We start from the raw sequence: 13810 nt of genomic DNA on the forward strand, positions 1-13810 counted from the left end.
ATGAGCAGCAGCGGTGATTTGTCGAAGCGGATCGCGAATCTGTCGCCGGAGAAGCGCGCGGAGCTGCTGAAGAAGATGGCCGCGCAGAAGCAGGCGGCGGGGACTCCGGCGCGGGCGGCGTTCCCGCTGAGGGACCGGTCGAAGCCGGCGGAGCTGTCCTTCGCGCAGCAGCGGCTGTGGTTCATGGACCAGCTGGCGCCGGGAAGCCCTCTCTACAACGTGCCCGTGGCGGTGCGGCTGGAGGGCGCGGTGGACGTGCCCGTGCTGGAGCGCTCGCTGCTTGAGGTGGTGCGTCGTCACGAGTCGCTGCGCACGACCTTCCAGGGCGGGGACAGCGGGCCGGTGCAGCACTTCGCGGAAGCGCCCGTGTTGGAGCTGGAGCGCACGGACGTGAGCGCGTTCGCGGCGGAAGCGCGGGAGGCCGAAGCCTGGCGCCGGGTGCGGGAAGGGGCGCTGCGTCCCTTCGATTTGGCCACGGGCCCGCTGATGCGCGCGCTGCTGGTGAAGCTGGGGGACGCGGACCACCTGATGCTGGTGGCGATGCACCACATCGTGTCGGACGGGTGGTCGCTGGGCGTGCTCGTGCGCGAGGTGGCGGTGCTCTACGCCATGTTCCTGCAGGGCCAGCCGTCGCCGTTGCCGGAGCTGGCCGTGCAGTACGCGGACTACGCGGCCTGGCAGCGGGAGACGTTGCAGGGCGCGGCGTTGGAGCGGCAGCTGGCGTACTGGCGTGAGCAGTTGTCGGGAGCACCGCCCGCGCTGGAGCTGACGACGGATAAGCCCCGGCCCGCGACGCGTGGCTTCCGGGGCGCGCGTACGCCCATCCAGTGGCCGCGTGATCTGACGGACTCGCTCCGGGCGCTGGCTCAGCGGGAGGGCGCGACGCTGTTCATGGTGCTCCTGGCCGGGTGGCAGTCGCTGCTGTCGCGCTACTCCGGGCAGGACGACGTGAGCGTGGGCTCTCCCATGGCGGGCCGGACCCGCTCGGAGCTCGAAGGCCTCATCGGCATGTTCGTCAACACGCTGGTGCTGCGCGCACGCCTCACGCCGGAGCTGTCGTTCCAGGGGCTGGTGCGCCAGCTGCGCGAGACGATGGTGGGCGCGACAGACCACCAGGACGTACCGTTCGAGAAACTGGTGGAGGCGCTGCAGCCGGAGCGCGACTCGGGGCGCACGCCGTTCTTCCAGGCGATGTTCGCACTGCAGAACGCGCCGCGAGGCCCGGTCGCCGTGCAGGGCCTGAAGCTGAACGCGATGGAGGTGGACACCCAGACCGCCAAGTTCGACCTGCTCCTCCAGCTCACGGAGGCGGAAGGGAACCTGAGCGGCTACGTGGAGTTCGACACCGACCTCTTCCACGCCGCCACCGTCGCGAGGATGGTGGAGCACCTGCGCGGCCTGCTGGAGTCCGCCGTGGCCCGCCCGGCGATGCCCGTGGCCCGGCTGCCCATGGTGAAGGCCGCCGAGCGCCGCGTGCTGGCCGAGGACTGGAACCGGACGCAGGCGGCGTATCCGAGGGAGAGGCCGGTGCACGCGCTCTTCGCGGAGCAGGCGCGCAAGTCACCGGACCGGGTGGCGGTGGTGCAGGGCGTGGATGGCCGGACGCTGACGTACGGCGAGCTGGACGCGAAGGCGAACCAGCTGGCGCACCACCTGCGCGGGCTCGGAGTGAAGCGTGGCACGCGGGTGGGCGTGTACGTGGATCGCTCGTGGGAGATGGTGGTCGGGCTGCTCGGCATCCTGAAGGCTGGGGGCGCGTACGTGCCGGTGGACCGCAACTATCCGGCGGAGCGCATCGCGCTGCTGCTGGAGGACGCGGGCGTCGAAGTGACGCTGACGCAGCAGTCGCTGGTGGAGAAGCTGCCGGCCGGAGCGGGCACGCTGCTCTGCGTGGACGCGGCGTGGGAGTCCATCCGTCGTGAACCGGAGACGGCACCGGACGTGGAGGTGGGCGGAGAAGACCTCGCGTACATCATCTTCACGTCGGGCAGCACGGGCCGGCCGAAGGGCGTGTGCGTTCCCCACCGGGGCATCACCCGCCTGGTGCTGGGCAACGACTTCATGCGCTTCGGACCGGATGCCATCTGGTCGCAGACGGGGCCGGTGGCCTTCGACGCGTCGACGCTGGAGCTGTGGGGCGCGCTGCTGCACGGAGCGAAGCTGGTGCTGGCGCCGCCGCACGCCCTGACGCTGGAGGAGTTGAGCGCGCTGGTGAGGCAGGAGCGCGTCAGCGTCCTGTGGCTGACGACGGCGCTGTACGAGCAGATGGCGCTGCATCAGGGCGACGCGCTGGCGGGCGTGTCGCAGGTGCTGACGGGCGGTGACGTGATGCCGCTCCCTCGCGCAAGGGAGCACCTGGCGCGGCTGCCGGAAGGCGCGGTGCTGGTGAATGCGTACGGCCCCACGGAGAACACGACGTTCTCCACCACGCACACGATGACGGGTCGGTCGGTGCTCGATGGGGCGGTGTCCATCGGCAAGCCGATTGGAAACTCGACGACGTACGTGCTGGACGCGCACGGAGACGTGGCGGGCGTGGGTGTCCCGGGTGAGCTGCACGTGGGCGGCGAAGGCCTCGCGTGGGGCTACCTCAACCGCGCGGACCTCACGGCGGAGCGCTTCGTCCCCCATCCCTTCAGCACGGAGCCCGGCGCGCGGCTGTACCGCACGGGCGACAAGGCCCGGTGGAGGGAGGACGGCACGCTGGAGTTCCTGGGGCGCACCGACTTCCAGGTCAAGGTGCGTGGCTTCCGCATCGAGCTGGGCGAAATCGAAGCCGCGCTCCTCCAGCATCCGGACGTGGCGGAGGCCACGGTGGTGGCGCGGGGGCAGGGCGCGGACAAGCAGTTGGTGGGGTACGCGGTCGCGAAGCCGGAGCGGACGCTCGACGCGGCGGAGCTCAAGGCGCACCTGCGGCAGCGGCTGCCGGAGTACATGGTGCCCACGGCCCTGATGTCGCTGGACGCGCTGCCCCTCAGTGCGAACGGCAAGGTGGATCGCAAGGCGCTGCCCGAGCCGGAGGCCCCGCGCTCGGAGAAGGTCTTCGAGGCGCCCCGCACGGAGACCGAAGCGAAGCTGGCGGCCATCTGGGCGCAGGTGCTGCGCGTGCCCCGGGTGGGCGTGACGGACAACTTCTTCGAACTGGGCGGCCACTCGCTGCTGGCGACGCAGGTGGCCTCTCGGATCCGAGCCGGGTTCGGAGTGGAGCTGCCGCTGCGGGAGCTGTTCGAGTCCGCCACCCTGGAGGCCCTGGCGCTCCGCCTGGAGCGAGCCACCCGCTCCGTCGCCCCGCCGCTGGTGCCCGTCTCGCGAGAGCAGCCCCTGCCGTTGTCGTTCGCGCAGCAGCGCCTGTGGTTCATCGACCAGATGGAGCCGGGCAGCCCGGTCTACAACGTTCCGCTGGCGGTCCGTCTGGAGGGGGCGCTGGACGTCGCGGCGCTCCAGAGCGCGCTGGATGCACTGGTGCGCCGTCACGAAGCGCTCCGCACGACGTTCACGTCGCACGAAGGCACGCCGGTTCAGGTGGTGCATCCGCCATCGGCGATGCCGCTGGATGTAGAGGACCTGCGCGGCGTCGAAGCGGGCGAGCGGGAACAGGAGGCACGCCGCCGGGTGATGGCGCAGGGGCTGCGGTCCTTCGACCTGTCGCGAGGGCCGCTGGTCCGAGCACAGTTGGTGCGGCTGGAGGAGCACGACCACCTGCTCGCGCTCACGATGCACCACGCCATCTCGGATGGTTGGTCGTTGGGCGTGCTCGTGCGGGAGATTGGCGCGCTGTACGCGGCGTTCGTGCAGGGCCAGCCCTCCTCGCTGCCGGAGTTGCCGCTCCAGTACGCGGACTACGCGGCCTGGCAGCGCGGCTGGCTTCAGGGAGACGCGCTCGAACGCGAGGTGTCCTTCTGGAAGGGCCGGCTCGCGGGAGCGCCCTCCGCCCTGGAGTTGCCCACGGACCGTCCGCGTCCGGCGGTGCGGGGCAACGCGGGCACGATGCACTTCTTCCAGTGGTCCCCCTCGATGACGCAGCGCCTGCGAGCGCTGGCGCAGCGTGAGGGCGCATCGCTGTACATGGTGCTGCTGGCGGGCTGGCAGGTGCTGCTGTCGCGCTACTCAGGGCAGACGGACATCAGCGTGGGTTCGCCCATCGCGGGCCGCACGCGGGCGGAGCTGGAAGGGCTCATCGGCTTCTTCGTCAACACGCTGGTGCTGCGCGCGCGGGTGGACGGGGAGACGTCCTTCCGTGAGTTGCTGAAGCAGGTGCGAGGCACGGTGCTGGAGGCCTACGAGCATCAGGACGTGCCCTTCGAGAAGCTGGTGGAGGCGCTGCATCCGGAGCGCAGCCTGAGTCACACGCCGCTGTTCCAGACGCTGCTGGCGCTCCAGAACGTGCCGCAGGGCGACCTGGGGCTGCCGGGCATGGCGCTCAAGCCGGTGATGATGGAGAGCCGCACGTCGAAGTTCGACCTGAGCGTCTTCTTCGTGGAGGAGGGCGAAGGGCTGAGGGGCTCGGTCGAATACAGCACCGAGCTGTACGACGCCGCGACGGTGCGCCGGATGGTGGAGCATCTGCGGGTCCTGCTGGATGCGGCGCTGTCGCGTCCGGAGGCCGCCGTGTCCCGCCTGCCGATGGTGGGCGCGGAGGAGCGGCATCGGATCCTCGACGGTGGCAACCGCATGGCGGCGGAGGCCGTGGGTACCACGCCGGTGCACGCGCTGTTCTCCGAGCAGGCCCGGAGGACGCCGGACGCCGTGGCGATCCAGGTGCATGACGGGCGGACGCTGACGTACGGCGAGCTGGACGCGAAGGCGAACCAGTTGGCGCATCACCTGCGGAGCCAGGGAGTGAAGCGCGGCACGCGAGTGGGCGTGTACGTGGAGCGCTCGCTGGAGATGGTGGCGGGGCTGCTGGCCATCCTGAAGGCGGGAGGCGCGTACGTGCCGGTGGACCGCAACTACCCAGCGGAGCGCATCGCGCTGCTGTTGGGAGATGCGGGCGTAGGCGTGACGCTGACGCAGCGGTCGCTGGTGGAGAAGCTGCCGGCGAGCGCGGGAACGCCGCTGCTGCTGGACACGGTGTGGGTCGAAGCGGCCCGGCACCCGGAGACGGCGCCGCGGGTGGAGGTCAGCGCCGAAGACCTGGCGTACGTGATGTTCACGTCGGGAAGCACGGGCCGGCCGAAGGGCGTGAGCGTGCCGCACCGGGGCATCACGCGGCTGGTGGTGGGCAACGACTTCCTGCGCTTCGGGCCGGAGGAGGTCTGGCTGCAACTGGCGCCGGTGGCCTTCGACGCGTCGACGCTGGAACTCTGGGGCGCGCTGCTGCACGGAGCGAAGTTGGTGCTGGCGCCGCCGCACGCGTTGGCACTGGAGGAGTTGGGCGCGCTGCTGCGCAAGGAGCGCATCAGCACGCTGTGGCTGACCGCCGCGCTGTACGAACAGATGGCGCTGCACCAGGTGGACGCGCTGGCCGAGGTCTCGCGAGTGCTCGCGGGCGGCGACGTGCTGCCAGCCCAGCGAGTGCGCGAGCACCTGAAGCGCCTGCCACGAGGCGCGGTGCTGGTGAACGGGTACGGCCCGACGGAGAACACGACGTTCTCCGCGACGCACGCGCTCACACGCGACACGGAACTCACCGCTTCGGTGCCCATCGGCAAACCGATTGGGAACTCGACGGCCTACGTGCTGGAGCCGCACGGTGATGTGGCCGGAGTAGGCGTACCGGGTGAGCTGTTCGTGGGTGGCGAAGGCCTGGCGTGGGGCTACCTCAACCGTACGGACCTGACGGCGGAGCGCTTCGTTCCGAACGCGTTCAGCACGGAGCCCGGCGCGCGGCTGTACCGGACGGGAGACAAGGCGCGCTGGAAGGAAGACGGGACGCTGGAGTTCCTGGGGCGCACCGACTTCCAGGTGAAGGTGCGTGGCTTCCGCATCGAGCTGGGCGAGGTGGAAGCGGCCCTCCTTCAGCAGCCGGCCGTGGCGGAAGCCGCGGCGGTGGTACGCGACGTTGGCGGGGACAAGCGGCTTGTCGCGTGGCTCGTGGCGAAGCCGGGGCAGAACATCGACCCGAAGGCCGTGGAAGCGGAGCTGCGGCAGCGGTTGCCGGAGTACATGGTGCCGTCGGCGATGGGCGTGTTGGAAGCGCTGCCGCTCACGGCCAACGGCAAGGTGGACCGCAAGGCGCTCATGGCGCTGGAAGCGCAGGAGGCAGGCACCGCCTTCGAAGCGCCCCGCACGGAGGTGGAGAAGAAGCTGGCGGCCATCTGGGCGGAGGTCCTGCGGGTTCCCTGGGTGGGGCTGAGGGACAACTTCTTCTCGCTCGGTGGTCACTCGCTGCTGGCGACGCAGGTGGTGTCACGGATCCGCTCGGAGTTCGGAGTGGAGATCTCATTGCGGGTCCTCTTCGAGGCACCCGTGCTCGAAGTCCTGGCCGAGCGGCTGGGAACGGCCGCGAGTCACCAGTCCACGGCGCTGAAGTCCGCCGCGAGTGATGAAGCGCCGCCCCTGTCGTTCGCGCAGCAGCGCCTGTGGTTCATCGACCAGATGGAGCCGGGAAGCGCGATCTACAACGTGCCCGTCGCGGTCCGGCTGCGGGGCGCCTTGAAGCGGGGAGCGCTCGTACGAGCCCTGGACGAAATCGTCCGGCGCCACGAATCCCTCCGCACGACGTTCGAGCTGCACGAGGGCCAGCCCGTCCAGCGCATCCATCCCCACGCGCGCCTGCCGGTGGCGGACGTCGACCTGGAGGGAATCGACAGCGAGCAGCGGGAGTCGGAGGTCCGGCGCCGGCTCGGAGTGGAGTTGGCGGAGCCCTTCGACCTGCAAAAGGGGCCGCTCATCCGGGCGAGCCTGCTGAGGCTGGGAGCCGCCGAGCACGTGCTGTTCATCACGATGCACCACATCGTGTCGGATGGCTGGTCGCTGGGAGTGCTGATCCGCGAAGTGGGAGCGTTGTACGCGGCCTTCACGGAAGGGCGTCCGTCGCCGCTGCCAGAGCTGTCGTTGCAGTACGCGGGCTACGCGGCGTGGCAGCGCGGTTGGTTGCAGGGAGAGACGCTCCAGAGGGAGGTGGACTTCTGGAGGGGGAAGCTCGCCGGGACGCCGCCCGTCCTGGAGTTGCCCACGGACCATCCGCGGCCGGCGGTGCGAGGCAACGCGGGAGCGGTTCATTCCTTCGTGCTGCCGTCGTCGCTGGAGCAGGGACTGAAGGCGCTGGCGCAACGCGAAGGTGCATCGCTGTACATGGTGCTGCTGGCGGCGTGGCAGATGCTGCTGTCTCGCTACAGCGGGCAGACGGACATCAGCGTGGGTTCGCCCATCGCGGGGCGCACGCGTGCGGAGCTGGAAGGGCTCATCGGCTTCTTCGTCAACACGCTGGTGCTGCATGCGCGGGTGGACGGTGAGAAGTCGTTCCGTGAGCTGCTGACGCAGGTGCGGGGCACGGTGCTGGAGGCCTACGAGCACCAGGACGTGCCGTTCGAGAAGCTGGTGGAGGCGCTGCAGCCGGAGCGCAGCCTGAGTCACACGCCGCTGTTCCAGTCACTGCTGGCCTTGCAGAACACGCCCGAGGGAGAGGCGCGGCTGCCCGGGCTGACGATGAAGCCCTTGGAGCTGGAGATCCGCACGTCGAAGTTCGACGTGAGCATCTTCTTCACGGAGACGCCGCAGGGCTTGAGTGGAGCGGTGGAGTACAGCACCGAGTTGTTCGAAGCAGCGACAGTGCGCCGGATGGTGGAGCACCTGCGCGTGCTGCTGGAAGGAGTGGTGGCGAAGCCGGAAGAGGCAGTGGGCCGGCTGTCCATGCTGACGGACGCGGAGCGCCAGCAGGTGCTGCTGACGTGGAACCCCACGGCCACGCAGTCCCCCCGTGACATGTCGGTGCACGCCCGCTTCGAGGCGCAGGCGAAGCGGACGCCAGACGCGGTGGCGCTGAAGCTCGCGGAAGGGGGCGGCGCGCTGACGTACGGCGAACTGGACGCGAAGGCGAACCAGCTGGCGCATCACCTGCGGAGCCAGGGAGTGAAGCGCGGCACGCGAGTGGGCGTGTACGTAGAGCGCTCGCTGGAGATGGTGGCGGGGCTGCTGGCCATCCTGAAGGCCGGGGGCGTGTATGTCCCGGTGGACCGCAACTACCCGGCGGAGCGCATCGCGCTGCTGTTGGGAGATGCGGGCGTGGGCGTGACGCTGACGCAGCGGTCGCTGGTGGAGAAGCTGCCGGCGAGCGCGGGCACGCCGCTGCTGCTGGACACTGCATGGAGCGAAACCGCGCATCTGCCGACCTCGGCGCCGCAGGGAGCAGTGAGCGCGGACGACCTGGCGTACGTGATGTTCACGTCGGGAAGCACCGGCCGCCCGAAGGGCGTGAGCGTGCCGCACCGGGGCATCACGCGGCTGGTGGTGGGCAACGACTTCCTGCGCTTCGGGCCGGAGGAGGTCTGGCTGCAACTGGCGCCGGTGGCCTTCGACGCCTCGACGCTGGAACTCTGGGGCGCGCTGCTGCACGGAGCGAAGCTGGTGCTGGCGCCGCCGCACGCGCAGACGCTGGAGGAGCTGGGCGCGCTGCTGCGCAAGGAGCGCATCAGCACGCTGTGGCTGACCGCCGCGCTGTACGAACAGATGGCGCTGCATCAGGTGGACGCGCTGGCGGAAGTGTCGCAGGTCCTCGCGGGCGGCGACGTATTGCCGGCGCAGCGAGTGCGCGAGCACTTGAAGCACTTGCCGGAAGGCGCGGTGCTGGTGAACGGGTACGGCCCGACGGAGAACACGACGTTCTCCGCGACGCACGCGCTCACGCGTGACTCGGCCGTCATGGCTTCAGTGCCCATCGGCAAGCCGATTGGAAACTCGACGGCGTACGTGTTGGACGGGTACGGCGGCGTGGCCGGAGTGGGCGTGCCGGGAGAGCTGTACGTCGGCGGCGAAGGCCTGGCGTGGGGCTACCTCAACCGTACGGACCTGACGGCGGAGCGCTTCGTTCCGAACGTGTTCAGCACGGAGCCCGGTGCCCGGCTGTACCGGACGGGAGACAAGGCGCGCTGGAAGGAAGACGGGACGCTGGAGTTCCTGGGGCGCACCGACTTCCAGGTGAAGGTGCGCGGCTTCCGCATCGAGTTGGGCGAGGTGGAAGCGGCCCTCCTCCAGCATCCGGACGTGGCGGAAGCCGTGGCGGTGGTGCGCGACGTCGGCGGAGACAAGCGGCTCGTCGCGTGGCTCGTGGCGAAGCCGGGACAGAACATCGACCCAAAGGCAGTGGACGCGGAGCTGCGGCAGCGATTGCCGGAGTACATGGTGCCGTCGGCGATGGGCGTGTTGGACGCGCTGCCGCTCACGGCCAACGGCAAGGTGGACCGCAAGGCGCTGCCTGAAATCGAAGCGGCTGCTTCGGAGCACGATTACGAAGCGCCTCGCACGGAGTCGGAGCGGAAGCTGGCGGCCATCTGGGCGGAAGTGCTGCGCGTCCCGCGTGTCGGGGTGCGGGACAACTTCTTCGCGCTGGGTGGGCACTCGCTGCTGGCGACCCAGGTGGTGTCGCGGATCCGGAAGGAGCTGGGCGCGGAGCTGCCACTGCGGACGTTGTTCGAGGCTCCGACGCTTGAAGCCCTGGCCCGACGGCTGGAGACGGCCGAGCGTCCGCTGCCCGTGGCGCTGGAGTCGATCGCGAACGCTGGGCCGTCGCCGCTGTCGTTCGCGCAGCAGCGCCTGTGGTTCATCGACCAGTTGGAGCCGGGCTCGGCGCTCTACAACGTGCCCGTCGCGGTGCGCCTGGAAGGCGAGCTGGACGTGGGAGCCCTGGACTGGGTCCTGCGTGAAATCGTCCGGCGCCACGAATCCCTCCGAACGACGTTCGAACTGCACGGGGGCCAGCCCGTGCAGCGCATCCATGCCGACGAAGTGCGCCTCTCCATGGTGCAGATCGACCTGGGGGCATTGGACGGCGAGCAGCGGGAGGCGGAAGTCCGGCGCCGGCTCGGATTGGAGCTGGCGGAGCCCTTCGACCTGTACAGGGGGCCGCTCATCCGGGCGAGCCTGTTGAAGCTGGGAGCCACCGAGCACGTGATGCTCATCACGATGCACCACATCGTGTCGGATGGCTGGTCGCTGGGAGTGCTGATCCGCGAAGTGGGAGCGTTGTACGCGGCCTTCACGGAAGGGCGTCCGTCGCCGCTGCCGGAGCTGTCGCTGCAGTACGCGGGATACGCGGCGTGGCAGCGCGGCTGGTTGCAGGGAAAGACGCTCCAGAAGGAAGTGGACTTCTGGAGGGGGAAGCTCGCCGGGACGCCGCCGGTCCTGGAGTTGCCGACGGACCGTCCGCGTCCCGCGGTGCGAGGCAACGCGGGTGCGATCCATCCCTTCGTGCTGCCGTCATCGCTGGAGCAGGGGCTGAAGGCGCTGGCGCAGCGCGAGAGTGCATCGCTGTACATGGTGCTGCTGGCCGCATGGCAGGCGCTGCTGTCCCGCTACTCAGGGCAGACGGACATCAGCGTGGGTTCGCCCATCGCGGGGCGGACGAGAGCCGAGCTGGAAGGGCTCATTGGCTTCTTCGTCAACACGCTGGTGCTGCGCGCCCAGGTGGACGGAGAGAAATCCTTCCGCGAGCTGCTGACGCAGGTGAAAGGCACGGTGCTGGAGGCGTACGAGCACCAGGACGTGCCGTTCGAGAAGCTGGTGGAAGCGCTGCAGCCGGAGCGCAGCCTGAGCCACACGCCGCTGTTCCAGTCCCTGCTGGCATTGCAGAACACGCCCGATGGGGAGGCGCGCCTGCCTGGGCTGACGATGAAGCCGCTGGAGCTGGAGCTCCGTACGTCGAAGTTCGACGTGAGCATCTTCTTCACGGAGACGGCGCAGGGCTTGAGCGGAGCGGTGGAGTACAGCACCGACTTGTTCGAATCGGCGACGGTGCGCCGGATGGTGGAGCACCTGCGCGTGCTGCTGGAAGGCGTGGTGGCGAAGCCGGAGGAGGCAGTGGGCCGGCTGCCCATGCTGACGGACGCGGAGCGCCAGCAGGTGCTGGTGACGTGGAATCAGCAGCAGGCAGAGTACGACCGCGACGCGACGATTCCCCAGCTCTTCGAGGCACAAGCGAAGCGCACGCCGGATGCCGTGGCCGTGGTGAGCGGCAAGCAGCGGCTGACGTACCGGGAGGTGGAGGCGAAGGCGAACCAGCTGGCGCACCGGCTGCGCAAGCTGGGAGTGGGCCCGGAGTCGCGAGTGGGCCTGTGCGTGGAGCGCACAGCCGACGTGGTGGTGGGCACGCTGGGCATCCTGAAGGCGGGCGGCGCGTACGTGCCGTTGGATCCGAGCTACCCGAAGGAGCGCCTGGGTTGGCTGCTGGAGGACGCGCAGGGCCCGGCACTGGTGGCGCATTCGCACCTCTTGGAGTCGTTGCCCGCTTTCAGCGCGAAGGCGGTGTGCCTGGACCGTGAAGAGGAGTGGGCGGAAGAGTCCTGCTGCCCGCTGACGCCGGAGGTGCGCCCGGAGAACGTGGCGTACCTCATCTACACGTCCGGAAGCACGGGCCGTCCGAAGGGCGTGGCGGTGACGCACCGGAACGCAGTGGCCTTCCTGGCGTGGGCAACGGAGACGTTCACGGAGGAGGAGACGAAGGCGGTGCTCGCGGCGACGAGCCTGAACTTCGACCTCTCGGTGTTCGAACTCTTCGCGCCGCTGGTGAGAGGCGGCAGTGTGGTGGTGGTGCGCAATGCCCTGCACCTGGCGGAGGAGAAGCCGGAGGCGGACGTCACGCTCATCAACACGGTGCCGTCGGCGATGGCGCAGTTGGTGCGGCTGAACGCCGTGCCGCCGTCGGTGCGCGTAGTGAATCTCGCTGGCGAAGCGCTGCCCGAGACGCTGGCGAAGGCCGTGTACGCGGTGCCGACGGTGCAGAAGCTGTACAACCTGTACGGCCCGTCGGAAGACACGACGTACTCGACGTGGTCGCTGGTGGGGCGGAATGAGGTGCCGAACATCGGCCGGCCGCTCACCAACACGCGGGCCTACGTGCTGGACAAGTACCTGCAGCCGGTACCGGTGGGCGTGGCGGGAGAGCTGTTTCTGGCGGGCGAAGGCCAGGCACGGGGCTACCTGCTGAGGCCGGAGCTGACGGCGGAGAAGTTCCTGCCGGAGGTGTACGGCCCCGAAGGCAGCCGGATGTACCGCACGGGAGACCGGGTGCGGTACCGCGCGGACGGAGTGCTGGAGTACCTGGGCCGGGTGGACTTCCAGGTGAAGGTGCGAGGCTTCCGCATCGAGCTGGGCGAAGTCGAAGCAGCCCTGCGCCAGCAGGAGGCGGTGAAGGACGCAGTGGTGGTGGCGAAGGGGGAGGGCGCGGAGAAGCGGCTCGTGGCGTACGTAGCGCCGAAGGCCGGCGCTACGCTGGAAGCGGAGTCGCTCAAGGCGAGCCTGCGCCAACGGCTGCCGGAGTACATGGTGCCCGGGGCGGTGGTGGTGCTGGAGGCACTGCCGCTCAACTCCAACGGCAAGGTGGACCGCAAGGCGCTACCGGATCCGGAGGCGCCAGCAGCCATCATCACCTACGCAGCCCCGCGCACGGAGACGGAAGCGAAGCTGGCGGCCATCTGGGCGGAGGTGCTGCGCGTCCCTCGGGTCGGCGTGAAGGACGACTTCTTCGCGCTCGGCGGCCACTCGCTGCTCGCGACACAAGTCGTGTCGCGGGTTCGCGCGGAGACGGGCGCGGAGCTGCCGCTGCGTGCGCTGTTCGAAGCGCGCACGGTCGAGTCACTCGCTCGTCAGCTGGGGCAGACCGCGTTCTCTGGCAAGAACACGATGGAGCGCAGGCTGGGGGATGCGGCCCGGCCGCTGTCGTTCGCGCAGCAGCGGTTGTGGTTCATCGACCAGCTGGAGTCGGGGACGGCGCTCTACAACGTGCCCGTCGCGGTGCGGCTGGAGGGAGCGCTGCGTCAGGACGTCCTGGAGCGTGCGCTGCGCGAAGTGGTGCGGCGCCATGAAGCGCTGCGGACGACGTTCGCGGAGAAGGACGGTCAGTCCCTCCAGGTCATCCACTCGGACATGACCCTGCACCTGGAGCGGGTGGAGGTGTCCTCGGGGGATGCGCGGCAGCGGATCGAGCAGGAGATGTTGAAGCCGTTCGACCTGTCGCGCGGTCCGCTGATCCGGGCACTCCTGCTGACGCTGGGAAGCTCGGAGCACGTGTTGGTCGTCACGATGCATCACATCGTGTCGGACGGCTGGTCGCTGGGCGTGCTGATCCGGGAGGTGGGCGCGCTGTACGCGGCCTTCGCGGAAGGTCGTCCCTCGCCGCTGCCAGAGCTCCCCGTGCAGTACGCGGACTACGCAGCCTGGCAGCGCGATGGGTTGCAGGGCGCGACGCTCCAGCGGGAGGTGGACTACTGGAAGCGGAAGCTCGTTGGCGCGCCGCCGGTGCTGGAGCTGCCCACGGACCATCCCCGTCCGCCGGTGCGTGGCAGCGCGGGAGCGACGTACTCCTTCCCCCTGTCCCGGTCGCTGACGGGGGACCTCAAGGCGCTGGCCCAGCGGGAAGGTGCGTCGCTGTACATGGCGCTGCTGGCGGGTTGGCAGGTCCTGCTGTCGAGGTACTCGGGGCAGGACGACATCAGCGTGGGTTCGCCCATCGCGGGCCGTACGCGCGCGGAGGTGGAGGGCCTCATCGGCTTCTTCGTCAACACGCTGGTGCTGCGCGCCCAGGTGGATGGAGGCCAGTCCTTCCGGGCGCTGCTCACGCAGGTGCGGGAGACGGTGCTGGGCGCGTACGAGCACCAGGACGTGCCGTTCGAGAAGCTGGTGGAGGCGCTCCAGCCCGAGCGCGACCGGCGTCACA

The 13810-nt window shown here is 69.7% G+C and carries 1 protein-coding gene (cut by a window edge); it reads left to right on the forward strand.

Features of this window, described 5'->3' with window-relative positions:
- Window positions 1-13810 carry the beginning of a non-ribosomal peptide synthetase gene (locus D7X99_RS20060; protein ID WP_147476196.1) on the forward strand. Its footprint extends 15416 nt past the window's final position, so the window shows 13810 of its 29226 coding nt (coding positions 1-13810); its start codon is at window positions 1-3; its stop codon lies off the right edge, out of view.

The sequence above is a fragment of the Corallococcus sp. AB032C genome, assembly GCF_003668935.1.
GTDB lineage: Bacteria > Myxococcota > Myxococcia > Myxococcales > Myxococcaceae > Corallococcus > Corallococcus exiguus.